Here is a 25,582-nt window from a genome sequence, read left to right as displayed (position 1 = left end):
ATATGAGACGATTAGAAAGTTATCAGGTACTTGTGGAAGTGTTGGTGAAACATCGCCATGCTCATCTTGTACTAAAAGAACAGCAATTACCCCCACAAGATCAAGCATTTGTAAGTGCCCTTGTTTATACTACGTTACAACATAGTCTATTTTTAGAATATCAATATGAAGATCTTATCGATAAGAAACTACCCATTGAAGTTCAAATAATTATTAAAATGGGGTGTGCCCAATTCTTTAAAATGGACTCCATCCCTGACTATGCATTAGTGAATGAATCTGTTGATTTATGCAAACAAGTAGGGAAAAAACGATATGCTGGCGTTGTGAATGCAGTCTTGAAAAAAATCGTGCAACGTGGAGAACGTGAGATTCACGGTGATGCCCTCACACAAGCATCCATTCGTGAAAGTATGCCACTTTGGATTATGAAGTTATTATCGAAACAGTACAGTGAAACTTTTGCATTGGACTATGCAAGATATTGCCAAAGTATTAAACCTACATATGTACGATTTAATACCTTGAAACCATTAGAATCCGTGGATTCTAGTCTTGTCATTGAACAAGATGGAAACTGGATCGCCCAACCGGAACTCTTTAGAAGTTCCTATTTGTCGGATGGATACTGCCTTGTACAAGACATCAACAGTCAAAAAGTCGTTGAACGTATGGATATCGTCGAAGATATGACTATTTTGGATTGTTGTTGTGGTCCAGGAACTAAAACAGTTCAGATTGCGAACAAGCTTAGAAATTCGGGACACATTGATGGTGTTGAATTGTACGAATCACGAAGTCTTGCTACTAAATCCTTGATGGAGCGTTGTAATGTCAACAATGCGACGATTCATACATCAGACGTTTTAGAATATAAATCAGATGTTAAATACGATCGAATTCTTTTAGATGCACCGTGCTCAGGTCTGGGTGTTCTATCTCATAAACATGACTTAAGATATCATATTCTTCCAAGTGAATTGGATGAATTGGTAATTCTTCAAGCAAAAATGTTGGATCATGTTGCAGATATGTTAGCTGAAAATGGCATGCTGGTGTATTCAACCTGTACACTAAACCGTAAAGAAAATGAGAAACAAGTTGAAGCATTTATTGAGAGACATCCTGATTTTGAAGTGATATCTTCAGAAACTCTTATTCCTCATGAAACACAAGGGGATGGATTTTATATCGCACAATTGATGCGAAAATGATACTATTGAGATATAGAAATTGTGAGGGTTCGTTGTGAAATATACAAGTATTAGTGAAATTGGATTAATTCGCAGTAATAATCAAGACAGCGCGACTGTCATTGAAAATGAAAATGCGTTACTTGCTGTTGTTTGTGATGGTATTGGTGGTGCCAATGCCGGCGAAGTAGCCAGTAATATGGTTAAGAGCCTTCTCAAAGAATCCTTTTTGGAAAAAGGCTCATTTAAATCCATTGAAGAAGTTAGAAAATGGTTTGTTAGTGAAATCAAGCATATAAATAAAACAACGTTTCATGAATCATTAGTCGTGAAACATTATTCAGGTATGGGAACCACACTTGCTGCTCTTGTTGTATTGGGTACAGAGGTTGTGGGTTTTAATATTGGTGATAGTCGAATCTATTCTTTACATGATGGAAAGCTAGAATGTTTGTCACATGATCAAACGTATGCTTATGAAATGTATTTAAGAAATGAAATCGACTTCAATGAAATTGACACACATCCTAAACGAAATGTATTAATGAATGCAGTAGGCATCGATGAAGATGTGAAGTTTGAAATTATTCAAATTACGGAACCATGGGATTATCTCATGATTTCTTCAGATGGACTTCATGGTTATGTACCATTTGAGAAAATTCAAGAAACGTTTAAGTTGAATGATATTTTGAGTATTCGTCAAGAGCTCTTGAAACTTTCTTATGAAGCAGGAGGCTATGATAATATCTCAATTGTCTTGATTGAAGGTGACCGCGATGAGTGAAATGATAAGTAACCGTTACCTGTTGGTCAAAAAAATTGGCTCAGGAGGTATGGCAGATGTGTATCTCGCTATGGATACCGTCTTAAACCGAGAAGTAGCACTTAAGAAATTACGTGGAGATTTATCTCATGATCCGGTTGCACTGTTACGTTTTCAACGCGAGGCGAATGCAGCCAGTGGTATTAATCACCCTAATATTGTGGAGATTTATGATGTGGGACAAGATGGTGACCAACACTATATTGTCATGGAAGTTGTCCGAGGGACAACCCTGAAACAATTGGTGCAACGCCGTGGCGCCCTTGATAAGTATGAAGCGGTAGCGATTACAAAACAATTAGCAAGTGGCCTTGTAAAGGCCCATGACAGTGGGGTTATCCATCGAGATGTGAAACCGCAAAATGTTCTTATTAAAGATGATGGCACAGTAAAGATTACAGACTTTGGGATTGCACTTGCTGGGGATGCACTTCAACTCACACGTGATGATTCTGTTTTAGGATCTGTTCACTATATGGCTCCAGAATGTTCCCGAGGTGAGGGGGCAAGCATTCAATCGGATGTCTATTCATTAGGTGTAGTGTTTTTTGAGTTGTTGACAGGAACTCTACCATTCCGAGGTGAAACACCTGTAGAAATTGCGATGAAACACCTTCGAGATCCTTTCCCATCAATCTTGGACTTCAATCCAACACTGCCGAACTCACTTGAAAATATTGTTGCAAAATCAACACATAAAAACAGAAATTATCGCTATACAAATATGCATGAATTTTTAGATGATTTAGAAACGTGTTTATTTGAAAATCGAAAAGATGAACCGCTATGGCAACCTGAAGAAGAATCGGATGATGAAACTAAAGTAATCAACAAACTTGATACGGTTGATCGCGTAGAAGATAAAAATCCTAAGAATCGAAAGAAACTTTGGATAACACTTTCTGCAGTATTAATTGTGGCATTGGGCATCTTTACGTATTGGTTCTTCAGTCCATCGAAATCCTCGACGGTAGAACTTCCAGATCTTACAAAGATGACGGTTAATGAAGCAGAGGCAATCTTAAAAGAAAATGGTTTAATCTATAACTCTTCAAATTTAGTTCATATTTATTCTGATGATTTGGAATCGGGATATGTAATCAGTAGCCGTCCTGAAAAAGGAACGCAAGTGAAAAAAGGGACTGAAGTAAAACTTACAGTTTCTAGTGGTAAGAATTTTGTTATCGATGATTATACAGGAAAAACATTTGAAGAAGTGAGCTCAATTCTTAATGGTAAAAACGTAAAGATTAAACGTGTTAACGAACCACGCAAGGATATGAAAGAAGGGATTGTATTAAGACAAGAACTTTTACTTCCTGGAGAAAAAATCAACCCGGAAAATCCTCGTGATATTACACTTGTGGTGAGTTCAAAAGTTGAAACAGTACTTCCTAATGACTTAGTCGGAAAGAGTCTTGATGATGCATCTTCTCAACTGACTGATCTGGGCGTTAAAGTTTCGCGTAAGGAATTATCTCAAGATGGCTTGAGTTTAAGTGAAATCAACAATCTTAAATATGGAGTTGTTGTGAAGACAGATCCAATGCCAGGTAGTTATTACGTACAAACTGATAGTTCAACTGTGACTTTATATTACTATACTAAAAAGACTGAACCTGACAAACCAAAACCTGATACCGACAATGGTGATGAGGCCAACAACAATCAGAAACCGGGAACACAAAATGATTAGAGGATATAACTATGATTAAAGAAGCAATAATTACGAGAATCGTATCAAATAAATATACAGTCTACTTTGATTCGGAGTTCCACGATGTCGTAGCAATGGGAAAAATGAGGTTGGGAGATAAACCGATTGTAGGAGATCGTGTGGAAGTGGAACTTTTGGATGAAAAGTATGTAATGCAGAAAGTGTTGCCACGTAGAAATAAATTGATTCGACCTCATGTTGCGAATATTGATCAAGCATTGATTGTGATGTCAGTTTTAGAACCAGACTTTTCATACACGCTTGTTGACCGTTTGATCTTTTTGATATCCCTTAACGATATTGAACCAATCATTGTGATTTCAAAAGCAGATTTAGCTTCAGAGTCATTGATGACATCAATTCGTGAAGAATATGAAAAAGCGGGATATCATGTTATATTTACGGGTGAGGGTTATGATACGCAACCTCTTGAAGAAATTTTAAAAGATAAAATTAGTGTTCTTGCAGGTCAATCCGGAGTTGGGAAATCCAGCATCCTTAATCGAATCAATGAAGACTTAGAATTGAATACGCAAGAGATTTCTAAAGCGTTGGGTCGTGGGAAACATACAACTCGCCACAATCAACTGTATCCAATTGCTCAAGGGTGGATTGCTGATACACCAGGATTTTCATCGTTAGATTTTAGTATGGTTGATCCACTTGAACTTAGCAGAAGTATTCCGGACTTTAGGGGCTATGGTGATGATTGTCGTTATCGTGATTGTCTTCATATTAAAGAACCGGGATGTGCGCTGAAAGAAGCGGTAGAAAATGGTAGTGTATCGAAAGTTCGCTACCAACACTATTTGGAGTGTTTAAAGCTTATTGAAGAAACTAAAGTAGTGCGTTATTAACTTTTTTGTAGGGAATCGTTTATAATAAAGAAAAAAGGAGAATATCATGGAAAGAATTGTTTCACCATCATTGTTATCAATTGATTTTAAAGATTTGAATAAGCAATTAAAACGTGTTGAAGTTGCAGGGGCAAAATGGCTTCACTATGATGTTATGGACGGTCAATTCGTTGATAACATTAGTTTTGGTCCGGGTATTTTAAAACAAATTAATCAAGCAAGTGACTTATTTTTAGATGTTCACTTGATGATTATGGATCCACGTAAGTATTTTGATGCTTTTATTGATGCTGGAGCCGATGCAATTACATTTCACGCTGAGTGTTTCAAACATGTTGAAGATGGCGTGGAAGCTGTTAAGTATTTAAAATCAAAAGGAATCAAAGCTGGAATTACGTTAAGACCAGGTACTGAACTTGATGCCATTGTTCCATATTTGAAACTTGTGGATTTGGTATTGGTTATGAGTGTTGAACCTGGATTTGGTGGACAAGCTTATATTCCAGAGATGGGACTTCGAATTCAACAACTTAATGAAATGCGTAAACTAAACAATTATGGTTATTTAATTTCAGTAGATGGCGGTATCAATAAAGAAACTGGAGATATTTCTCGTCAGTATGGTGCCGATGTGTTAGTTGCAGGGAGCTATGTCTTCGGAGAAGATATTGAAAAAGCTGTAGCCTCTTTACTATGAAAACAGTAACCATTGTCTTGGGTGACTTCAATGGTGAGGTGGAAGGCGATGTCATAGGTGTCGATTATGGAGCATACATTTGTGTCTTAAAAGATATTACTATGATGCTAGCATGTGGTGACTTTGATTCGGTAACGCCCGATCAATTTCAAGCTATCGAATCCTATGCAAATGAAACGATAGCTCTTAATCCTGAAAAAGACTTAACGGATTTTGACTATGCGTATCGTTTGTGCGCCGATTATGAGCGTATCCTCGTAGTAGGGGGACTTGGCAGGCGAAGGGACCATGAGTATCTAAACGTGATGATTGCCATGCAGGACAGCCGTGTAGAGATTGTGGATGATCAAAATCGAATGCAAAGACTCGATGCAGGGACTTATGTAATTAACAAACAAGACTATCAATATATTTCATTTTTAATAATTACGCCGGGTTTCATAACCTTGGAAGGATTTAAATATCCACTTACGAATCAACCCATTAAACCCAATGATACATTTCTAACTTCAAATGAAATTATCAATTCATCAGGAACAGTCTACCTTGAAGAAGCGGCGGTACTGATGATCCAAAGTAAACCATAGATTAATCGATCATCAAGATTAATACATAACGAAAACATCATGAGTCTTCTTTTGGACAATGGTGTTTTTTGTCTTTTATAGGCAATAAAAAACCAACGATTCAATGAGAAAGGTTGGTATGATTCAAATATAATATATAAAAAAAACGGCACAAACACCGTATTTTTTATTATTTAGCTTGTTGTGCCTTTAATGATTTTAGTGCACGGGCGGAAATACGGACTCTAGTTGGTTTTCCATCAACCATAATCGTCGCTTTTTGTAAGTTAACATTCCACTTTCTAGGAGTTGCATGAAGTGAATGTGAGCGTTTGTTTCCTGATAAAGTTTTTTTACCGGATACGGAACATACTCTAGGCATACCGTAACCCCCTTTCTTGTCTTAATAACGCTTTGTAACTATATCATATAGATATTGATTTAGCAAGAGATAAAGCTATATTTTGTTTAAAAAAGTATTTGCACGATAAAATGAAGAAATATGAACTCGTAGAGCGTTTTAGGAAGTGTCTGTAAAATTGAGAAGTCATGAAGATTGTAAGATTATTGTACCAATATCTAAACATGTTTTCTTAGTGGTTTTTGTGAAACAAGTGATATACAATTATGAACTTGTTGTGAAATCTCTAAATGGTTGTGAAAAAACTCTATTGTGAACGCTATAATGCCTTTAATCTTACGATTTAATATGATATTATACTTGTAGCACAAGGAGGTTCGCAGATGGAAAAACAAATACTCGCAGCTTTAGAAATTGCGGATCATGAAGTGCGATTGCTTGTTGGGCAATTTTATAACGGTCGTTTAAATATATTAAAAGTAGAGCGCGTAGCGCACATGGGTGTTCAAGGACATACCATAGTAAGTGAAAATCATGTTGTAGAGGCAATAAAAAAAGCAGTTGAGAACGCATCTCGTAATTTAGGGGTTGTGATTCGTCGAGTGCTTCTTTTAGTACCTAGCGCAAATATGAAACATGTGAATCGACAATTAAGAATCCCAATTACAGGTCGTATTTCTGAACTCGATGTACGTAGAGCTTATAGAGAAGTCTTGAAATATCCATCTCCTGAAGGATATGTATTGGCTGATATACTCATCAGTAAATTTTTTGTAAATGGAAGCTCAACACGTAAAGTTCCAATGAATGAAAAGTGTGATAATTTAACACTTGAAGCGGAATGTTACTATATTAAGGAATCCATTGCATTTCCTTTTATCGGCTGTGTTGAAAAGTCAGGATTAAAAGTAATCGATATTATTCTTGATGATATCGGATTAGCAAAAGAGGCATCATTATTTGAAGCTTCGATAGATACACCAATTATTGGTCTCACTCTAAATGAACAATCAGTTCATTTAGCTTTATTCCATAAAGGCGTGTATCTCTCAAATGAAGTGATTGATAACGGATTCCATCGCATTTTAGGGAAACTTGAAACATCACTAAAAGTTCCTTCAGATGTTGTACACAGACTCTTATATTATAATGTAGACCTGAGTCTTCAAGAAGCGGGAACGGATCCGATATTTATGTGGTCAAGTAAGTCGAATACTTACACGATTACGCAAGCAGATATTATGGACCTCGTAGCGGATGATGTTAAAGATATGTTACGTGACTTATCGGATCGATGTGAACCGATATATACTTTAGGAAAACCTCGATATGTGATTACGGGTGAATCCAGTGAGATTCTTGGAATTCCTGAATTTATGGAACAAGCTTCAGAATGTGATGCGGAATGTTACCGCTCAACAACATTCGGAGTGAAAGATGCAGGACTAACATCGTTGTTAGGTGCATTCTATTACTACAAAGATCAACAAGTTTATCGTGATTACACGCTTTCTAGCGTTGATGAAGAAGAATATAAACGAGTTGTGTTACAATATAATCAAGAAGTTGAAGAAGAATCAATTACAAAAAAATTAAAGAACATGTTCTTTGAACGATAATAAGTGGAGGAATTAATATGGATTCAATGCAAACTGTTGCGAAAATAAAAGTTATTGGAGTTGGTGGTGCCGGATGTAATGCCGTTAACCGCATGGTCGATGAAGGGATGCGTGGTGTCGAATTTTACGTTGCAAATACTGATTTGCAAGTGTTGAATGTTTCACCTGTCACAAACCGAATCGAATTAGGTCGTGAAATTACTAAGGGTCTTGGTGCTGGAGCTAATCCAGAATTAGGCCGCAAAGCCGCTGTAGAAAGCGAAAATGAAATTCGTGATGCTGTGAAGGGTGCCGACATGGTCTTTGTTACAGCAGGTCTTGGTGGGGGTACTGGTACAGGTGCATCACCATTGGTAGCGAAAATTGCTCAAGAAGAAGGCGCACTTGTTGTGGGTATTGTTACAAAACCATTTACATTTGAAGGCCGTCGTCGTGGGAATCAAGCACTTGAAGGACTTGAAGAATTAAAAGCTTATGTTGATTCATTAATCATCGTAAGTAATAACCAACTTCTTGAAGTTATTGGACGTATTCCATTCCAAGAAGCATTTAAAGAAGCGGATAATGTCTTACGTCAAGGTGTTCAAACCATCACTGATCTTATTGCTGTTCCAGCAATGATCAACTTGGACTTTGCAGATGTTCGTTCCGTCATGGCTAACCAAGGTAGTGCCTTAATTGGTATTGGTATGGCTCAAGGTGAAAACAAATCTGAAGAAGCTGCTCAAAAAGCAATTACATCACCACTTCTTGAAGCTCAAATCTCAGGCGCAAGAAATGCTATTGTTAACGTAACTGGTGGCGATTCAATTTCAATTCAAGATGCAAGTGAAGCGGTTGATTACATCCGTGACGCTGCAGGAAATGATATTGATATTATCTTTGGTGTCGCAATCAATGAAAACATTGGTGATGCAATTATTGTTACAGTTATTGCAACGGGTTTTGACAAGGAAGAAGAAGTTAAAGAACCGGTACGTAACTCATTTAATGATAAACGTAACAACAACCAAAATGTATCTTCTGAAACTAAAAAAGATACAAACAACGACATTCCTGAATTTTTCAAGAGTCGATAATTTATAATTAAACAAAAGCTGTAGCAAAGATCCGTGAGGTTCAATGTTACAGCTTTTTTTGTTCTTATTTGAATCCGCGTTCGTATTGGCGAGGAATGAATTCGGATTTTCGACGTGCCTTTGCGAAATCCACAACCCAATGAGGGTTTTTAAGAAGGGGACGTGCAAGACCAATGAAATCCACTTGATTGGATTCAAGTAGGTAACTGGCCAGGTCGTGACTTCCAAGAAGACCACACGCTACGACAGGCATTTGAAGTGCGTCTTTAATTTTTAGAGCGTGTTCAACTTGGTAACCTGGGAAGATCTGATGTGGTGGGGTTGGCGTAATGCCACCTGTCGATACGTTAATAATATCAACAGAGTCTTTGATAGGTTCTAATATTTTGATTGTTAGATCAGTGTTGAGACCTTGATCTTCATAGTCTGTTGCACTGACACGAATGAGAATTGGTTTTTCTGAAGGCCAGACCACTCTAATTGCATCAATCACTTCTTTTATAATGATGCTTGCATCGGCATATTCATCAGTTCTCTGATTTGAGACAGGGCTCATAAACTCTGATAATAAATAACCGTGAGCTGCATGAATTTCCAAAGCGTCAAATCCTGCTTCATTCGCTCTTTTTGCTGCATCTTGGAAAGCTTGAACAACTTCTTTAATCTGATCTTTTGATAATTCTGTTGGTTTTCGATAGTCTTCATTATATGCAATGGCACTTGGTGCAAAAATCTCATCAACACCATCAACTGCAGTGCATTTACGTCCTGCATGGTTTAGTTGAATTGCAATTTTGCTACCTTGGCTATGTACAGACTCAACGAGGTCTTTAAATGCAGTCATTTGCTTATCATTCCATAACCCTAAACAATCATCGGTAATGCGACCTTCTGGGACCACACCTGTTGCTTCTACGATGATAAGTCCAACTTGTCCAATTGCACGACTTGTATAATGAGCACGATGAAAGTGAGTGGGAATTCCATCGTGATCCGTTGCGGAATACATACACATCGGTTCCATGATGACACGATTCTTTAATTCCATTTTTCCAATTGTTGCTGATTCTAATAGTTTCATAATTACCTCCTAGTCTTAGTATACACAATTATACCTCTAATTTAGAGGAAGTGAATTGTATTTGTAGAGTTAGTGTCAAATAAGTGGGGGAAAATAATGGTTTCTTTAATTTCTGCTGATATGTGCCTTAAGCCATCTTGAACTCGAGGATTTATCGTAAGCATTTCGTTGTTCGAACATCGAGAAGTCATATTTGGCTTCTTTTTGTTTTATACTTTTAGGATCTATTGAATCTAAATATAAGTTTCTAATATCGATATGGTTAAGGAATAAGTTTCTTAGATTAAGATAAGCATTTAAATTTTCTTTGCAGTATCCCTTAGGTCTATTTGAGTATATAGAAGCGAGATTATGACTGATAGCTGACTCCATACTACAACCTATTTTCAAGCCGTTGTAGCTGTACTGTATCGCAAGAGTATTGCGTAGTATATAATTACATTTTTCTTCTATTGTTTTTTGACGATTTGATTGTTCTGTACCATCTATCAAGGTTTGAATGATTTGATTAAAGGTTTCAGTATTTCCGTTAATTATATTGGAGGCGAGGATTTCTTTTGTAGGTTTATCTGTGGTGATATGATTAAGTGCTTGTTTAAAGTGAAACTTATCAAGGGCAAAGCTACTATGAGAAAATTCACGAGTTCCTGACTTAATCCATAAAGCACCATCTCCGAGTATGGTAATATTCTTGATTTTATCCATATCATACGTGATTGATAAGAGGTCATATACACTATTCCAGAAATTACTTTCAGTTCCTGAATAAACCATTTTATTAATCAATTGACGGCGCTTCTGAGGTCCTTTTATACCTTCAAAAATTACAGCTGACTTGACCATGACAGACTGAGATTCATTACGTTGCATATGAACATACTTTTCATCGGCCATGATGTATAAGTGACTTGGTGTAGGCTTAGGCTCACAAAGTTCAGACAGTGACGGCAAGGGACGTTTAACGGTATTATAAACTGTTTGTCTTGATATACGATAATGTTCACGATGCTGAGACGTTGAGAAAGAAGAAAAGATTCTGTCACCAATCTGCTCTCCGACTTTAATCATTGAATTTTGATTCGCAAAAGTCTCCACAATCATGCACTTTACGCATGGGTCATAGCGATCATATTTAGGTAAACCTAGTTTGCGATCGACATAGATAAAGGTTTTTCCTGTAGTCTTATCTTTGTAGATAGTTCGTTTAAACTTCACGACTCCAAATACAGTAATAAGGGTGCGTTCACGTGTTTGGTGAACATAGTAATCTCTTTTACGAAGTGCGGAATTCTTAAATTTTAAATCAAGAAGTTCAAAGTTTTGAACAAGATAGTCACAAGCAGCAATGCGAAGCCATTCTGAAGTATGTTCAATAAACTGAGAGTAATTACGGATCGTAAATTCTTGATTGGTAGGTTCTAAAAGGTAATTCGTTGATTCCTGGATAGACACAAATAAATTTTTTAAGGTGTTGGATAATTCAAATTGTGGTAAAATAGTCATGGCGATAGCTCACTTTCTAATAGTTTGTAGTAAAACCATTATAAGCGAGTTATCGCTTTTTGTATTCCCCCACCTATTTTACACAATCATTTGTAGAATAGTTGTTGACTTTTATGAAAAAACATCTCATAATAATGAAAAGCGATGAAAAGGAAAGTATTCTTTTGAAAATCTTACAGAGAGTCTGGTTAGGTGGAAACAGATAGATGGCATTAAGAAGAAAATGGCCTTGGAGCAGTATTTCTGAGACTCAGAGTTTAGGAGATACCGGGTACACCCGTTACAGTGTCAGAGTATGATAGTACTCGATAAGATTTATACTGTGAAGTATAGATAAATTAAGGTGGTAACATGAGCACGCTCGTCCTTAGGGATGGGCGTTTTTTGTGTTTAGGAAACATTTAGGAGGAGTATAGGATGAAAAAAAGTTTCTTAATATTATTAATTGCATTATTAGTTACAGGATGTGGGGCAAAGCCCTCTACAAAAGCAAAAGAAGCAGATACTGTAATTCGTATTGGGGCAACACCTGTTCCTCATGCTGAAATACTAGAACAACTCAGACCTAGCTTGGAAGAGCAAGGATTTCAATTGGAAGTTAAAACGATGGATGATTTTAAATTGCCAAATACTTTAGTGGAAGATGGAAGCTTGGATGCTAATTACTTCCAACATATTCCTTACATGTTAGATTTTAATGAACAAGCAGGAACACATCTTGTCGATGTGCTCAAAGTTCACTATGAACCACTCGTCATTTATGGAGGCAGCAAGAAGACTTTAGACGAAGTTGCAGCCGGTGATGAAGTATTAGTGCCTGATGATGCAACAAACCTCTCACGTGCTTTAAAACTTCTTGAGGAAGCAGGCTGGATTGAATTAAATGAAAACAAAGATACTGCTACAATTAAAGATATCGTCAACAATCCAAAAGGAATCGTGATCAAAGAAGTTGTTGCAGATAGTATTGCACCTCTAATTGATGATGTGCCTTACATCATTCTAAATGTTAATTATGCATTAGGAGCAAAAATTATTGATCGAGGTTTACAGGCAGAATCAATCTCTCCTGAGACGATTGAAAAAACAGTAAATGTTGTTGCGGTAAAAGAGGGTAATGAGAAATCTGAAAAAACACTTGCAATTCTAAAAGCTTTTGAAGATCCTCGTGTCAAAGAATTTATTAAAAATGAATTTGGAGAAGCTGTTACGACGGTTCTCAAGTAATTAAGGAATATTACTGTTTATTGCTTATTTCTAAGTGGTGATGAATGGTGAAAATATACGAAATGAATCCATCAGTTAGGCCGCGTGAAAAGGCGGAATTACTGGGATTGGCAAGTTTGTCAGATAGAGAACTTTTGGCGTTGTTTATTCGAACAGGAACCGCACAAAAGTCTTCTCTTGAACTTGCGGATGAAGTATTGAATCAGTGTGGTTCGATTCGCAAACTGCATGAATTATCGCATTCGAATTTATTGGATATTAAAGGAATCAAGAGTGCCAAAGCAATTGAAATTCTTGCGTTATGTGAGATTTCTAAGAGGATTGTGGAACCGAATCTTGATGATCGTATTGTTCTTGATAACCCACAATCATTAATGAATTGGCTCAATCTTGAAATAGGGTACGATGTACAAGAGCATTTTATGGTTGTGTTTCTTAATAATCAAAATGCGTATTTAGGTTCCGAGAAAATCTTCAAAGGAACATTAAACCAAAGTTTAGTTCATCCGCGAGATATCATGCGTCTTGCAATCCAACGTAATGCTACACGCTTGATTTTAGTGCATAATCATCCAGGTCAAACCATGTATGCAAGCGATGCAGATAAAGAGATTACAAAGTTACTTGTTTCAATTGGTGCTATGATGGATATAGTAATCCTTGACCACTATATTGTGTCGCATGGACGCTATATTTCAATGCGTGAGAAGAATACTGACATATTTAAATGTGAAATTAAGGAATAAGAGGTTTCTCTTATTCTTTTGTTTGTAAAAAGGGTCGCGCTTTCGTATAATAAAAGAGGTGATTAAATGAAACGAAAAAATGTTTTTAAACGTGTAGTATTATTTTTTATAGCTTTCTCGGTAGTATCTTTGATTGGAATGGGTTTTATTAAAAATAATGCCTATTATCAAAGTGCGGACCGTAGTTTTTTTAGTTTCGTTTCAATGATACGTTATGGCATATTTGATAAGCCAATTAAAACAGTAGGAAACGTTAGCAATGATGTAGCAACAATGTGGGATGTACGCTATGAAAACGATCAATTGCGATCTCAATTAGATGCTGTGAATCATTGGCAAGCGCAACTCAATGAATTGCAACATGAAGTTAATGAATTAAAGGAACTTAACAATCTAAAAACAATTCACTCTGAATATACCTTAATTAATGCGACAGTTATGAATCGATCAAGCGAAACATGGGATAGTGCCGTTACTATTGATCGCGGAAGTGATGATGGCATCGAAGTTGGTGATGGTGTTGTAACTCCAAAAGGAATCGTGGGTCGAGTCATAAAGGTTGATGCGAAAACATCGGTAGTTTCACTTATTGTTGCAAACGATGATTATTCGCAAATGTCAGTTAAAATTCAAGAACCATCCGGAAGTTTTGTTCAAGGGATTCTGAAATCTTATAACAAAGATACAAATTTATTTACAATAAGTCTTCTACAAACAAATATCTCTATTACTCCTGATATGGTTATTTCCACATCTGGATTAGGAGGGGTGTATCCTGCAGGGCTCTTTGTAGGAAATGTTGATTCTGTTAAAGAAGTAGCAGATGGTGCAGGGATTACAGTCTATGCTAAATCGTTAGTCGATTTTAATGCCTTGAATTATGTTTCGGTGGTGAAAAAACCATGAGGAAGATAAGATTTCTTCATTTTGTATATTTAAGCGCACTTTTAGTCCTTGATTCATTTCTAAATGTGTTCGTAAATGAGTTTCTAAGTTCAAAGATCCTATTTATTAGTAATTTACACTTTTTGGGTCTTATCTTACTAACGCAAAATGATAGTAAATTAGAATCTGTTATCAAAGCATTTCTTTTAGGGTTATGGATGGACTTGACTCATGTCAGTACTTTCCCTGTATTTATGATTGCCTATACAGGCACAATTATTATCTTACGTTGGTGGGATCGACATATTGGAAGTTCCACTTTCGAATATGTTCTAATTGGAGTCGTAGGTCTTTTTATAAAAGAAGTAGCACTGTACATTCTAATTGTATTAACTAAGAATTTGCAGACCTCATTTATGTCGTTTCTCGCATTTAGAACTTTCTGGGTAATACTGGGTAATGTGATACTTTGTGTAATTCCTTTGAAACTTTATCAAAAAATGCATTCTTCGATATTAAAACAGGCGCAAAATATATATGTTCGCTAAATTATGATATTATGATATCAAAGGAGAATTATTATGGAAAATTCCAATGAAAAAGAACCTAAGAAATTAAGTCCGAAAATGTATCGAATCCGTGATTGGTTTGACGAAAAAATTACGGCAAAACGACTGATTCCTGTACTTGTGGTTTTACTCGTTGTTTATTTATTAAACTTAACATGGCCAGTTTGGAATACTGCATACGTATTATTGATGCGTATTTTAAAACCATTTATTATTGGATTTGGGATTGCATATATCTTACGTCCTGTTACTTTGTTTTTTGAGAAATACAAGATTAAACCAGCAATCAGTGTTCCATTAACACTGCTAGGTTTTATTTTTATATTAGTATTACTATTCTCATCAATTATTCCAACATTATATGAAGATATTTCAGTATTGTTCTCGACGAGTGTTGATGGTGTACAAAAATTATTTAGAGAATATCAAATGTGGAATAATGGAACATCAGAACCTTGGGTAACAGATATTTTTAACCAAGTTATTAATGTGTTGAAAGGATTAATTGATTCAATACCTTCGTTACCTGCATTGGTATCGCAATTTGTTGGTCAATTCTTCTCAATTCTAACGACAGCATTGTTCTCATTTATTATTGGTATGTACTTTATCTTTGATTATGAACGAGTAACACGTGGTGTTGTGAATATGGCTCATAAAGTTTCGCCGCGTTTATCAGCATCAATTATTGTAATTAACCGTGCAGTTTTAGGATATCTTAGAACGTTAATATTCATTATGACAATTACCTGTGTTGAATATGGCTTAATATATACTCTAGTTGGACATCCTTATGCGCTAGTATTAGGTGTGCTTACGGCACTTGGATTACTAATTCCTTATATTGGACCTACAGTTGTTCATGTGTTTGGAGTTCTAACTGCGTTAACATTACCAATGCCACGTGTTATTACGCTAACCATTGCATTGATGGTAATGTCTCAAGTGGATGGATATTTGATTTCACCAATGGTTTATTCGAAACGTGATAAGGTTGATCCAATCTCATCATTGTTTGTATTCTTTGCGGGAAGTGTGCTCTTTGGATTTGTAGGAATTCTCTTATCTATGCCAACTTACTTCGCAATTCGTGCTGTTCGTGATTTAAAACGTAACAATTGGCAACTTTAAGGTCTGAATTAGTGTATAATTGTTTTTGAAAAGAGGTTTGTATGAAACGTATAATCAAGATGATATGTGTGAGTGCCATTCTGATGACAGTAATGACAGGATGTGTGCCTAAAAATAAAAATGTTGTAGTTACAAATTATCCGGTTCAATTTTTATTTGAGCGCCTTGCGGGAGACCGTGTTAACGTTCAACGTATTGATAAGGGATCTGTTCCACAACGTGCTACAATCGATCCGAATTATCAAGAAATCTTGAAAAATGCGGATGCAATCTTTTATATCAACGAATTACAACCCTACTGGGAAATGTATCGTGATGTTATGAGCGATAACTCAAAAATTGAAATGGTTGACCTAGCTGAGAAATCAACGCTTTACCGTTTCCAACGTTACACAACAAGTGAAATTAGTGGACAAGTAGTTACAACAGAATCGCCTTACTATGATGGAATTAAACCGGAAGATGTTGACTTGTATGAAAATGATCCGTTCCTTTGGATGGATCCATTAGCAATGACATCAATGGCACGATCAATCAAAGATTGGCTTGATGTAACGTATCCTGATGAACGTAAAACGTTTGAAACACGATTCAATGAGCTAGAAGTTGAGCTTACAGATTTACAAGCTCATTACAATAAACTGAAATCAAATCACAAACCAATTCGAGTTGTAACCATGACTCCAAGTTTTGGTAACTGGCAAAAGAGCTATAATGTGGAAGTTTATCCAATGACTATTTCACGCTATGGGGTATTACCGGATGAAACGGCTTTACAAGAAATTAGAACTCGTATTATGGCTGACGATGTGCGATATATTGCATACGAAGAAGGCATGCCCGACGATTATGTCAAATTATTTAATCAGTTAAAAACAGAGCTGGATCTAAAAACAATCAATTTAAGTTCGGTCTATACATTGACAGATGCGGAAATGAAAGATAAACAAACATATATCTATAAAATGTATCAAAACTTAGAAACCCTTGAAACGATTGCTGCTCAGTAATCACAAGGGTTTTATTTCTTAGAAAGAGGGTAAAGGAATGAATAAAATATTAGTTATTGATGGAAACTCGATGCTCTTCAGAGCTTATTATGGAACTATGTCGCGTGGATACATGAAGTCGAGCAGTGGCGTCGTCACTAATGCTGTTTTCGGTTTTTCCACCATGTTGGACAAAGCCATTGAGATTACAAAACCAACACACATCTTGGTTGCGTTTGATACAAAGGATAAAACTTTTAGACATAATATGTTTTCAGATTATAAAGGAACTCGAAAAGAAGTGGATGAAGAGCTTGTATCTCAATTTGCTTTAGTTCGTGAATTTTTAGATTCCTATCCTATTAAACGATTTGAATTAAGTGGCTATGAAGCAGATGACATTATTGGAACGATGTCAAATAAATTTCCAAATGATCGCATTGAGATTCTTACAAGTGATCGGGATATGTTACAGCTTATTGCTCCAAATACTGATGTTTTATTGATGAAAAAAGGATTAACTGAAATTAAGACAATGACTACTGAAGCACTCTATGAAGAAATGGAGATTACACCTAGTCAGATTGTTGATATTAAAGCATTGATGGGAGATACCAGTGATAATATTCCTGGAGTGCCTTCAATTGGTGAAAAGACTGCATTAAAGTTAATTAAAGAGTATGGTACATTTGAAAACCTTTATGATCATAAAGATGATATCAAAGGAAAAATGGGTGAGAAACTTCGCGAGTTTGAAGATCAGGCTAGAATGTCATATGATTTAGCAAAAATTGAAACTGAAGTTCCTTTTGAACTGGAGTTGGAAGAAATTGCCTATACAGCACCCCTTCAAACACTTAATGCGTTCTATCGTAAGTATGATATGAATTCCTTGATTACTGAAGATTATGAAACAGAAGAAATAAAAGAGGATATTGAGATTGTGCTTTCTGAATTCGATTCAAGTTGGTTGAAAGAAGTCATTAATCTTCACCCTGATTTGGATAAAAAGCAACAATTAAGAGGTGTATACCTCGTATCAGATAACAAATTTGCTTATTTGACGCTTGCTGAAATGGTGACTCGTACTGAATTTAAGGAATTATTAAACTGTGGTGGCGAAATCATTTGTTCTGATTCGAAACCAATCTACCGATTTGCTCTAGAGTATCACATGCCGGTTACCACAAAAGTACAAGACCTTTCATTGCTTTCATTTATCGTAGATTCATCGATTACGACTCTCGATAAAATGAAAGATGAATATAATTTATGGTTTGAAGCATATGATGAAGAAAAAAGAGATTATCTTTTCACTCAATCTTTAAAATCTTTGTATGAAACTTTAATAGCAAAGGCTCAAAATGATGAAGTTGTACATGTATATCAAGATATTGAACTACCGCTTGTCTCAATTCTTGCAGCATGTGAGTACCGCGGTATTCATGTTGATAAATCTGTTCTTGACCGTATTGCGGATGAAACAAAAGAAAAGATTGATCGTTTACAAGATGAAATTTTTGGTTATGTAGAGGGTGAATCATTTAACTTGAATTCACCCAAACAGCTAGCAGAAGTACTGTTTGATAAACTTGGACTTCCAACTAAGAAAAAGAGTTCAACAGCTGTGGATGTTCTCGAAAGCCTGGAATCAGAACACCCAATTATTACTCCGATTTTAGAATATAGAAAATATCAAAAACTCTATAGTACCTATGCAATTGGACTTGTGAAACATATTTCCTCAGATATGAAGATTCACACAACTTATAATCAACATGCAACGCAAACAGGACGTTTATCATCTTCGGAGCCGAATTTACAAAACATCTCCGTTCGCGATGAAGAAACTCGAGAAATTAGAAAAGCGTTTGTGGCATCAGAAGGATCAACACTTGTATCCATTGATTATTCTCAAATTGAATTACGAGTTTTATCTTACTTAGCTGATGAGAAACAAATGTTAGATGCCTTTAATAATGATAAAGATATTCATACTGAAACTGCAAAAGCAATATTTGGTACAGATGAAATTACGAGTCTTATGAGACGTCAGGCAAAATCTGTAAACTTTGGAATTGTTTATGGAATGTCAGGCTTTGGTTTATCAAAACAACTTGATATACCTGTCAAGGAAGCAACTCAATTTATTAATCGATATAATGAAATATATCCAAATATTACAAAATACATGGATGAAGTCGTCATAGATTGTGAAGAAAACGGCTATGTTAAAACACTCTTTAATCGTCGTCGATATATTACCGAAATTTATGATAAAAACCGTGCAGTGAAAGAATTTGGGAAACGTGCAGCAATGAATGCTCCTATTCAAGGAACGGCAGCTGACATTATTAAACTTGCTATGATAAAAGCTGAGAAAACATTACATGATAACCAATTTGAGTCAAAAATGATTCTTCAAGTACATGATGAATTGATTTTTGATGTCAAAGATGAAGAACTCGACCGTGTGGTTCCAATGATGGTTGATGTTATGGAAAATATCGTAGATTGGCCAGTGAAGTTAAAAGTCTCGGTTGCTACTGGAAAGAATTGGTTCGAGGATTAACATGCCAGAATTACCAGAAGTAGAAACGATTGTAAGAACATTGGAAAAATCGTTGTTGAATGAAACAGTCAATCATGTCGAGTTGATGTATGAACCTCTTTTAGAAACTGATAGTATGTATCCGATGGAAATTCTTGAAGGCAAAAAATTCGTGGGATTCCATCGTCGTGGAAAATATTTGTGTTTTGAGTTTTCTGATGGATATTATTGGATTATTCATTTACGAATGGAAGGGAAGTTTCATCTCTATGGAACACATCACCGATTAACCAAGCATACTCACTTACTCATGCAAACTGAACATCATGAGATTCATTATTTAGATACTCGTAAATTTTCGAGAATGGCAGTAACTAAAGATCCTGATTCTTATTTCATGAGAAAAAAATTAGGATTTGAGCCATGGGATACTCATTTAACAAGTAGTTATTTGTATGAAGCAATTCATAAATCAACACGAGCTATCAAGCTGATTTTATTAGATCAGAGCATTATTACGGGAATTGGAAATATTTATGCGGATGAAATTTTATTTGATACTCAAATTCATCCGTTAACTAAAGGAAATAAAATAACAAAAAAACAATGCGAGTTAATCATTAACTCAACACGAAACACTTTAGAAAATGCGATTGCAGCAGGAGGAACAACGATTCGTTCCTATACCTCTGCATTAAATGTTACGGGAAGATTTCAAATTACTCTTAAAGCTTATGGTCAAGAAGGAGAACCTTGTTCTCGTTGTGAAACGCCAATGGTTCGAATTGTAGTTGGAGGTCGTTCAACCGTATTCTGTCCGAAATGCCAAAAGGTGAAACGATGAAAATAGCGATTACAGGAACTATAGGGGGCGGTAAGTCTCAAGTGGGTAAGTATCTTGCAGAACTTGGTTATCGTGTCTACGATACCGATAAAATGGCTCATACCTATTACCAAAAAGGTCACGCACTCTATGAAATACTGCTTGAAAAATTTGGTGAAGACATTCTTGACGAAAACTTCGAAATTGATCGTAAGAAAATGGCATTCTATGTTTTTAGTAATCGTGAAATGTTAATGTGGTTAGAATCTCAAGTTTTTCCACTTATTACACAAGAAATTCAATCCATTAATACTGAATCCATCGTATTTTTTGAAGTTCCTTTACTATTTGAGGCGAAAATGGAATCATTATTTGATAAAATATGGATGGTTAGCGCACCCTATGATCTTCGAATTAAACGATTGAGCAAAAGAGGTCTTAATCAACAAGACGCAGATCAAAGAATGAATCGTCATCTTGATGAGAACGAGAAAATTCGCAAATCAGATGTATTCATTAATAATGATGGTACGATTGATAATCTACACCAAACAATCAATGATTTGCTTAAAGAAATGGAGGAACTGAATGAAAAGATATAATGTGAATGTTGCTTTCAAGTTAGCGCCGGATGAGTACGAGTCATTGGCGCTCTTATACCAACCACTCTTTGCTTTTCCAGCTATGAGTTTGTATCTTTCTCTTTATCAATTTGGAATTCGAGAAGGGGGCATTGATGTTCGAGATTTGAGCACTTACTTACAGTTCGATATTGAAGAACTTCAACTTGTTCGTAAAGAACTTGAAAAGTTTGCTTTGATTAGAACTTTTGATATCGACACAAACAACTATAATATTGTGTTGAATCGACCACTTATTCCGAGCGAATTTTTACTTCATCCAACATTTGGTAGACTTTATGCGATTGTGATGGGACACGATGCTTTTATAGAAAAATCCATGTTTTATCAATCAAGTTTACTAATTGATCAGGGAAAAGAAATTTCATCGTCGTTCGATATTACACGCTTATCTTCTTGGGATGAAAGCCAAGAGGCAGAATTTTCAGATGCTGGACAAAAAACTGAGAGTGCGAGTGAGTACAGTTTTGATGTCCAAGGATTCTATAAATCGTTATCTCCTTCCGTGTTTCCCGTACGTTTGAGAACGCAATTGGTGACACAGTGTATCGGAGAATTCGGTTCTCTTTATAAAATGAACCACGCTGATATGAAAGCGTGTTTGATGTCTGCTACGAATTTTTCTTCGAATACATTTGATGAAAAGAAATTCCAAAGAATTATTGAAAGAAACTACGGACGTGTTTCTGTAGAAACAGTATCAAACCCATATGAATTAGATCCATTGAGTTTCTTAGCATATAAACAAAATCATGACTACATTGTTGATGCAGATAGGAATTTATTGCACTCGCTCAGTCAAAACTTTGGATTTGATAATCAAGTTATCAATGTTCTCATCGAGTACATTCTTGAAACGAATAATAAAAATCTCAATCGTTCGTATGTTGAAAAAATCGCATCGGTTTGGAAACGAAACAATGTTGATTCGTTAGACAAAGCATTAAAAGAAATAGCGAAGCCATTACAGAAAACAAAATCAACCACAACTAAGTCACGTGTTAAAGTTGAAATCGCACCACCGCAATATTCAACAAATGATCAAATTGAAGGTGACGTAACTGTATTAAAACAAAATCTAAAAGATTTAATTAATAAGGGAGGTTCCTAATGTCATTTAGAAATTTCAAATATGAATTAAACGAAGAGCAAGTAGAGTATTCAAAAAAAGTCGCGGAGTATCTCGTTAAGCAACCTGAAATTCAAAGATTTATCGAACACTATAATTGTCCAGAAGATGTTGTGAAAGAAAATGCCAGCACATTTAAAAATTGGTTGGAAAGTAAACGAAAAGCTGAATCATTTACACGTGAACAGTTAGAAAAAGATCCCAATCTAGGGAACTATATTAATCTCGAGTATGACAGTAATACGGGAATAATTTCTGAAGTATTCTATCAACTTCCACTTGTCCAAGAAATAGAAAAAGAAGTTGCATATCTCAAAAATTATGAGATTTTCGAATTGCCTCTCGCACTTCAATCTGCTCATTTTGAAACAATTAATCTTGAGCAAGAAAATCCAAATTACTTAAACATTCTAAAGACAATGATTGAATTTACTTCTGATAATAACTTGGGATATTTCTTATATGGGAATCTTGGAATTGGTAAAAGTTATATTTGTGCATGTGTAAGCAATCAATTTGCGAAAAACGGACAAAAAGTAATGTACGTTCATGTTCCAACCTTAATGAATACCCTTAAGCAATACTTTAATAATCCGAGTCAAATGGAATATGTATTGCGGAGACTTCGTAATGTGCCATTATTGGTACTTGATGATCTGGGAGCTGAGTCAATTACATCATGGAGTCGTGATGAAATTTTACTTTCTATCTTGAATGATCGAATGGAAAACAAACGCAAAACATTGATAACCAGTAACTATAACCCAGATTTATTAGTTGAGTTGTATAAAGTAGATCAAAGGGGAGTGTCGGATGAAATCCGTGCAAAAAGACTCGTAGATCGCATTTTTTCACTAACACAGCCCTATGAAATGGTTGGAATGAATCGTAGAACTAAAAATTAACAATGTTTTACATGGTTTTGACAATATTTAGCAAGAAAATAACATTAAAAAATGATATGATAGTGCAAGAGGTGAATTATGAAGAAAATCGGTGTATTGACATCTGGTGGTGATGCTCCAGGAATGAATGCCGCAATTCGTGCAATCGTCCGTTCTGGAATCTCCTCAGGACTTGAAGTTTATGGTATATTCGATGGTTACGAAGGATTGGTTAATAATAACATTCGTCGTCTTGAAAGAGGAGACGTGAGTGATATCATTACCCAAGGTGGAACCACTTTAGGAAGTGCACGCCTCGAAGAATTTAAATTGCTTGAAGTTCGAAAGAAAGCAGTTGCGAATTTAGAGAAGCATGGTATTGAGGGTCTCATCGTTATCGGTGGTGATGGTAGTTATCGAGGTGCAATGGCGCTAAGTGAAATGGGTATTAATTGTATTGGTATCCCAGGAACAATCGATAATGATATCGCATCAACAGATTATACGATTGGATTTGACACTGCGTTAAATACTGTTATTCTAAATGTTGACAAATTGCGAGATACATCAAGTTCGCATCATCGCTGTTCTGTAGTGGAAGTAATGGGAAACCGTTGTGGAGACCTAGCAATTTATGCAGGGATCACCACAGGGGCTGAAATTATTATCACAAAAGAAACAGGTTATGATGAGGCTGAAGTATTAGAGCGTCTTCGTTATTTTGAAGAATATAAGAAGAAACGTCATGCTATCGTAATTATCAGTGAAAAAATTACTGATACAGAATTGTTAGCACAAAAGATTTCACAACATACTGATTTCTCAGGTCGTTCCACAGTTCTTGGACATATCCAAAGAGGTGGATCGCCAACAGCAAGAGATCGTATATTGGCAACTGAATTCGGTGACAAAGCTGTGCAATGCTTAATAGCCGGTGAAAGCAGTCGTTGTTTAGGGCTCGTTGATGGACAAATTATATCTATCGATATTAAAGAAGCTCTAGCAATGCCTAAGAAATCAAGAAGACCATTTTTTGAATTGCATGACAGATTGGTATAGGAGGAACTTTCTAATGAGAGAAATGAAAAAAACCAAAGTTATTTGTACTATAGGACCTGCATCAGAGTCCCCAGAAATGATTGAAAAATTAGCAAAAGAAGGAATGAATATTGTTCGTTTCAACTTTTCACATGACGTTCAAGAAAATCACTTGAAACGTATGGAACGTGTTCGCGAAGTTAGCGATCGTATTGGAATGAGCTTAGCAATTCTTTTAGATACTAAAGGACCAGAAATTCGTTGTGGCGATTTAGAAAATGGCGCAGTTGAATTTGCTGAAGGCGACATTGTAAAAGTTGGATTTGATGCTGACTATGTTGGTAACAAAGAACGCTTTACTTTATTAGTTCCTGAAGTTTATAATGACGTTCAAGTTGGAAACTACTTGTTAATTGACGACGGAAAAATTCGTTTAACAGTTATCGATAAAGATGACAAAGACTTGATCTGCCGTATTGAAAATCCAGGATTTGTAAAAACACGTAAAGGTGTAAACATTCCTAACGTAGTTCTAAGTATGCCATTCTTGTCAGACAAAGATCGTAGTGACATTACATTTGGAGCAAACAACGGAATCGACTTCATTGCAGCATCATTTGTACGTCGTGCACAAGATGTTCTTGATATTCGCGAAGTTATCAATGCAGCTGGAAAACCAGATATCCAAATCATTGTTAAGATTGAAAACCAAGAAGGTTTCGATAACTTAGAAAGCATCTTAGAAGTTGCTGACGGCGTTATGGTTGCTCGTGGTGACTTAGGTGTTGAAGTTAAAACTCACCTTGTTCCAATCTATCAAAAACAAATTATTAAAACAGCAAACAAAATGGGTAAACCAGTTATCACTGCTACTCATATGCTTGAATCAATGCAACAAAATCCACGTCCTACACGTGCTGAAGCAAGTGACGTTGCAAATGCTGTCCTAGACGGAACAGATGCAATCATGCTTTCAGGTGAATCAGCAGTAGGGAACTACCCAGTTGAAGCAGTTCGTGTAATGCGTGAAATCTCATTGGCAATGGAAGCAATTATTCCTTACCGTGAAAGATTAGAACACTCAATCAAAACATCAAAACGTACAATGCAAGACTCCATTGGTATGTCAATTGCTGAAACAGCTCTAAACCTTGATGATGTTGAAGCAGTTGTTGCCTTTACACAAAGTGGTACAACAGCACGTCGTATTTCAAAATACCGTCCAAATGTGCCAGTTATTGCAGTTACATTTGACCGCGAAGTTCAACGTCGCCTTGCAATGACATGGGGAGTAATTCCTGTGTTCTCAGATGTAAGAAATGATATGACAAATGATGATGAATTAGCATCTGCATTTGCAAAATCATATGGTGTTGAACCAGGTAAAAAAGTTATCATTGCTGCAGGATATCCTACAGGAACAGGTAACACAAACTTAATGAAAATTATTGAAGTAAAATAACAAGGGGG

At 35.9% G+C, this 25,582-nt stretch carries 24 protein-coding genes and 1 other annotated feature; of the genes, 21 read left to right on the top strand and 3 right to left on the bottom strand.

The features are described 5' to 3' along the window. Positions 1-2: 2 nt before the first annotated feature. From H9L01_RS08995 to H9L01_RS08970, 6 genes are read left to right on the top strand one after another with little or no spacing between them, the layout of a single operon-like run. A complete protein-coding gene (locus tag H9L01_RS08995) occupies positions 3-1,214 on the top strand; it encodes a transcription antitermination factor NusB (RefSeq protein ID WP_187533623.1) in 1,212 nt (403 codons plus the stop codon). 34 nt (positions 1,215-1,248) lie between these two features. After that, positions 1,249-1,980, top strand: coding sequence for a PP2C family protein-serine/threonine phosphatase (locus H9L01_RS08990; protein WP_187533622.1), 732 nt, complete (start codon positions 1,249-1,251; stop codon positions 1,978-1,980). Further along, a complete protein-coding gene (gene pknB / locus H9L01_RS08985; RefSeq protein WP_187533621.1) occupies positions 1,973-3,715 on the top strand; it encodes a Stk1 family PASTA domain-containing Ser/Thr kinase in 1,743 nt (580 codons plus the stop codon). Before H9L01_RS08990 ends, pknB begins: the two co-directional genes overlap by 8 nt. 11 nt (positions 3,716-3,726) lie before the next feature. Beyond that, on the top strand, positions 3,727-4,593 hold the full coding sequence (rsgA, locus tag H9L01_RS08980) for a ribosome small subunit-dependent GTPase A (RefSeq protein WP_246448990.1): 867 nt from the start codon (positions 3,727-3,729) through the stop codon (positions 4,591-4,593). Positions 4,594-4,639: 46 nt separating this feature from the next. Further along, positions 4,640-5,290, top strand: coding sequence for a ribulose-phosphate 3-epimerase (gene rpe / locus H9L01_RS08975; protein WP_187533620.1), 651 nt, complete (start codon positions 4,640-4,642; stop codon positions 5,288-5,290). Beyond that, the gene (locus H9L01_RS08970) at positions 5,287-5,877 is read left to right on the top strand and encodes a thiamine diphosphokinase (RefSeq protein WP_187533619.1); all 591 of its coding nucleotides are present in this window, start codon (positions 5,287-5,289) and stop codon (positions 5,875-5,877) included. The genes rpe and H9L01_RS08970 overlap by 4 nt, the downstream gene beginning before the upstream one ends. A gap of 169 nt (positions 5,878-6,046) precedes the next feature. On the opposite strand, the gene rpmB is transcribed toward H9L01_RS08970, so the two are convergent. Next, positions 6,047-6,238 (bottom strand): 50S ribosomal protein L28, encoded by a 192-nt coding sequence (gene rpmB / locus H9L01_RS08965; RefSeq protein WP_187533618.1) that lies wholly within the window; start codon positions 6,236-6,238, stop codon positions 6,047-6,049. Between the two features lie 362 nt (positions 6,239-6,600). Here rpmB and H9L01_RS08960 point away from each other — a divergent pair, with 362 nt between their 5' ends. Both H9L01_RS08960 and ftsZ read left to right on the top strand, forming a co-directional pair. Continuing rightward, complete coding sequence (locus H9L01_RS08960) at positions 6,601-7,836, top strand: acetate and sugar kinases/Hsc70/actin family protein (RefSeq protein WP_187533617.1); 1,236 nt, start codon at positions 6,601-6,603, stop codon at positions 7,834-7,836. Between the two features lie 17 nt (positions 7,837-7,853). After that, on the top strand, positions 7,854-8,915 hold the full coding sequence (ftsZ, locus tag H9L01_RS08955; RefSeq protein ID WP_187533616.1) for a cell division protein FtsZ: 1,062 nt from the start codon (positions 7,854-7,856) through the stop codon (positions 8,913-8,915). Positions 8,916-8,979: 64 nt separating this feature from the next. On the opposite strand, the gene H9L01_RS08950 is transcribed toward ftsZ, so the two are convergent. Continuing rightward, the gene (locus H9L01_RS08950; RefSeq protein WP_223151020.1) at positions 8,980-9,996 is read right to left on the bottom strand and encodes an NADH:flavin oxidoreductase/NADH oxidase; all 1,017 of its coding nucleotides are present in this window, start codon (positions 9,994-9,996) and stop codon (positions 8,980-8,982) included. Positions 9,997-10,101: 105 nt separating this feature from the next. Next, positions 10,102-11,499, bottom strand: a complete 1,398-nt coding sequence (locus tag H9L01_RS08945; RefSeq protein WP_187533310.1) for a UPF0236 family transposase-like protein — start codon at positions 11,497-11,499, stop codon at positions 10,102-10,104. 135 nt (positions 11,500-11,634) lie between these two features. Beyond that, positions 11,635-11,871, top strand: a binding site (T-box leader). 45 nt (positions 11,872-11,916) lie between these two features. On the opposite strand from H9L01_RS08945, the gene H9L01_RS08940 reads away from it, so the two are divergent. The 13 genes from H9L01_RS08940 to pyk all read left to right on the top strand — a co-directional run bounded on the left by H9L01_RS08940 (position 11,917) and on the right by pyk (position 25,574). Continuing rightward, on the top strand, positions 11,917-12,726 hold the full coding sequence (locus tag H9L01_RS08940) for a MetQ/NlpA family ABC transporter substrate-binding protein (RefSeq protein WP_187533615.1): 810 nt from the start codon (positions 11,917-11,919) through the stop codon (positions 12,724-12,726). Between the two features lie 44 nt (positions 12,727-12,770). Further along, entirely contained in the window at positions 12,771-13,472 is a 702-nt protein-coding gene (radC, locus tag H9L01_RS08935) for a RadC family protein (RefSeq protein ID WP_187533614.1), read from the top strand. A 66-nt stretch (positions 13,473-13,538) separates the two neighbouring features. Then, a complete protein-coding gene (mreC, locus tag H9L01_RS08930; protein WP_187533613.1) occupies positions 13,539-14,378 on the top strand; it encodes a rod shape-determining protein MreC in 840 nt (279 codons plus the stop codon). Further along, entirely contained in the window at positions 14,375-14,905 is a 531-nt protein-coding gene (locus H9L01_RS08925) for a hypothetical protein (RefSeq protein ID WP_187533612.1), read from the top strand. The genes mreC and H9L01_RS08925 overlap by 4 nt, the downstream gene beginning before the upstream one ends. A gap of 33 nt (positions 14,906-14,938) precedes the next feature. Continuing rightward, positions 14,939-16,057 carry an AI-2E family transporter gene (locus H9L01_RS08920; RefSeq protein ID WP_246448988.1) on the top strand — a complete coding sequence of 373 codons (1,119 nt, stop codon included), beginning with the start codon at positions 14,939-14,941 and terminating at the stop codon, positions 16,055-16,057. Between the two features lie 41 nt (positions 16,058-16,098). After that, positions 16,099-17,067: a metal ABC transporter substrate-binding protein gene (locus tag H9L01_RS08915; protein WP_187533611.1), complete on the top strand. Its 969-nt coding sequence runs from the start codon at positions 16,099-16,101 to the stop codon at positions 17,065-17,067. Between the two features lie 37 nt (positions 17,068-17,104). Next, the gene (gene polA, locus H9L01_RS08910; protein WP_187533610.1) at positions 17,105-19,618 is read left to right on the top strand and encodes a DNA polymerase I; all 2,514 of its coding nucleotides are present in this window, start codon (positions 17,105-17,107) and stop codon (positions 19,616-19,618) included. A gap of 1 nt (position 19,619) precedes the next feature. Further along, entirely contained in the window at positions 19,620-20,441 is an 822-nt protein-coding gene (gene mutM, locus H9L01_RS08905; RefSeq protein ID WP_187533609.1) for a bifunctional DNA-formamidopyrimidine glycosylase/DNA-(apurinic or apyrimidinic site) lyase, read from the top strand. Next, positions 20,438-21,022 carry a dephospho-CoA kinase gene (gene coaE, locus H9L01_RS08900; RefSeq protein ID WP_187533608.1) on the top strand — a complete coding sequence of 195 codons (585 nt, stop codon included), beginning with the start codon at positions 20,438-20,440 and terminating at the stop codon, positions 21,020-21,022. Before mutM ends, coaE begins: the two co-directional genes overlap by 4 nt. After that, on the top strand, positions 21,009-22,172 hold the full coding sequence (locus tag H9L01_RS08895; protein WP_187533607.1) for a DnaD domain protein: 1,164 nt from the start codon (positions 21,009-21,011) through the stop codon (positions 22,170-22,172). The genes coaE and H9L01_RS08895 overlap by 14 nt, the downstream gene beginning before the upstream one ends. Further along, positions 22,172-23,095 (top strand): ATP-binding protein, encoded by a 924-nt coding sequence (locus tag H9L01_RS08890; RefSeq protein ID WP_187533606.1) that lies wholly within the window; start codon positions 22,172-22,174, stop codon positions 23,093-23,095. Before H9L01_RS08895 ends, H9L01_RS08890 begins: the two co-directional genes overlap by 1 nt. 78 nt (positions 23,096-23,173) lie before the next feature. Beyond that, complete coding sequence (pfkA, locus tag H9L01_RS08885; RefSeq protein WP_187533605.1) at positions 23,174-24,133, top strand: 6-phosphofructokinase; 960 nt, start codon at positions 23,174-23,176, stop codon at positions 24,131-24,133. A 13-nt stretch (positions 24,134-24,146) separates the two neighbouring features. After that, a complete protein-coding gene (gene pyk / locus H9L01_RS08880) occupies positions 24,147-25,574 on the top strand; it encodes a pyruvate kinase (protein WP_187533604.1) in 1,428 nt (475 codons plus the stop codon). The last annotated feature ends 8 nt before the right edge of the window (positions 25,575-25,582 follow it).

Source organism: Erysipelothrix inopinata, from assembly GCF_014396165.1.
Classification (GTDB): Bacteria; Bacillota_I; Bacilli_A; order Erysipelotrichales; family Erysipelotrichaceae; genus Erysipelothrix; species Erysipelothrix inopinata.
Note: the sequence above shows the minus strand (reverse complement) of the source record. Positions and strands in the feature narration are given on the sequence as shown.

Bases quoted from the DNA above. Each gene is read 5' to 3' on its own strand.
- radC (WP_187533614.1), top strand. From the start codon at position 12,771: ATGGTGAAAATATACGAAATGAATCCATCAGTTAGGCCGCGTGAAAAG.
- polA (WP_187533610.1), top strand. From the start codon at position 17,105: ATGAATAAAATATTAGTTATTGATGGAAACTCGATGCTCTTCAGAGCT.
- ftsZ (WP_187533616.1), top strand. From the start codon at position 7,854: ATGGATTCAATGCAAACTGTTGCGAAAATAAAAGTTATTGGAGTTGGT.
- H9L01_RS08950 (WP_223151020.1), bottom strand. From the start codon at position 9,996: ATGAAACTATTAGAATCAGCAACAATTGGAAAAATGGAATTAAAGAAT.
- H9L01_RS08945 (WP_187533310.1), bottom strand. From the start codon at position 11,499: ATGACTATTTTACCACAATTTGAATTATCCAACACCTTAAAAAATTTA.
- H9L01_RS08915 (WP_187533611.1), top strand. From the start codon at position 16,099: ATGAAACGTATAATCAAGATGATATGTGTGAGTGCCATTCTGATGACA.
- H9L01_RS08920 (WP_246448988.1), top strand. From the start codon at position 14,939: ATGGAAAATTCCAATGAAAAAGAACCTAAGAAATTAAGTCCGAAAATG.
- pyk (WP_187533604.1), top strand. From the start codon at position 24,147: ATGAGAGAAATGAAAAAAACCAAAGTTATTTGTACTATAGGACCTGCA.
- H9L01_RS08960 (WP_187533617.1), top strand. From the start codon at position 6,601: ATGGAAAAACAAATACTCGCAGCTTTAGAAATTGCGGATCATGAAGTG.
- H9L01_RS08925 (WP_187533612.1), top strand. From the start codon at position 14,375: ATGAGGAAGATAAGATTTCTTCATTTTGTATATTTAAGCGCACTTTTA.
- H9L01_RS08895 (WP_187533607.1), top strand. From the start codon at position 21,009: ATGAAAAGATATAATGTGAATGTTGCTTTCAAGTTAGCGCCGGATGAG.
- H9L01_RS08995 (WP_187533623.1), top strand. From the start codon at position 3: ATGAGACGATTAGAAAGTTATCAGGTACTTGTGGAAGTGTTGGTGAAA.
- pfkA (WP_187533605.1), top strand. From the start codon at position 23,174: ATGAAGAAAATCGGTGTATTGACATCTGGTGGTGATGCTCCAGGAATG.
- mutM (WP_187533609.1), top strand. From the start codon at position 19,620: ATGCCAGAATTACCAGAAGTAGAAACGATTGTAAGAACATTGGAAAAA.
- rpmB (WP_187533618.1), bottom strand. From the start codon at position 6,238: ATGCCTAGAGTATGTTCCGTATCCGGTAAAAAAACTTTATCAGGAAAC.
- H9L01_RS08940 (WP_187533615.1), top strand. From the start codon at position 11,917: ATGAAAAAAAGTTTCTTAATATTATTAATTGCATTATTAGTTACAGGA.
- H9L01_RS08890 (WP_187533606.1), top strand. From the start codon at position 22,172: ATGTCATTTAGAAATTTCAAATATGAATTAAACGAAGAGCAAGTAGAG.
- mreC (WP_187533613.1), top strand. From the start codon at position 13,539: ATGAAACGAAAAAATGTTTTTAAACGTGTAGTATTATTTTTTATAGCT.
- H9L01_RS08970 (WP_187533619.1), top strand. From the start codon at position 5,287: ATGAAAACAGTAACCATTGTCTTGGGTGACTTCAATGGTGAGGTGGAA.
- rsgA (WP_246448990.1), top strand. From the start codon at position 3,727: ATGATTAAAGAAGCAATAATTACGAGAATCGTATCAAATAAATATACA.
- pknB (WP_187533621.1), top strand. From the start codon at position 1,973: ATGAGTGAAATGATAAGTAACCGTTACCTGTTGGTCAAAAAAATTGGC.
- rpe (WP_187533620.1), top strand. From the start codon at position 4,640: ATGGAAAGAATTGTTTCACCATCATTGTTATCAATTGATTTTAAAGAT.
- coaE (WP_187533608.1), top strand. From the start codon at position 20,438: ATGAAAATAGCGATTACAGGAACTATAGGGGGCGGTAAGTCTCAAGTG.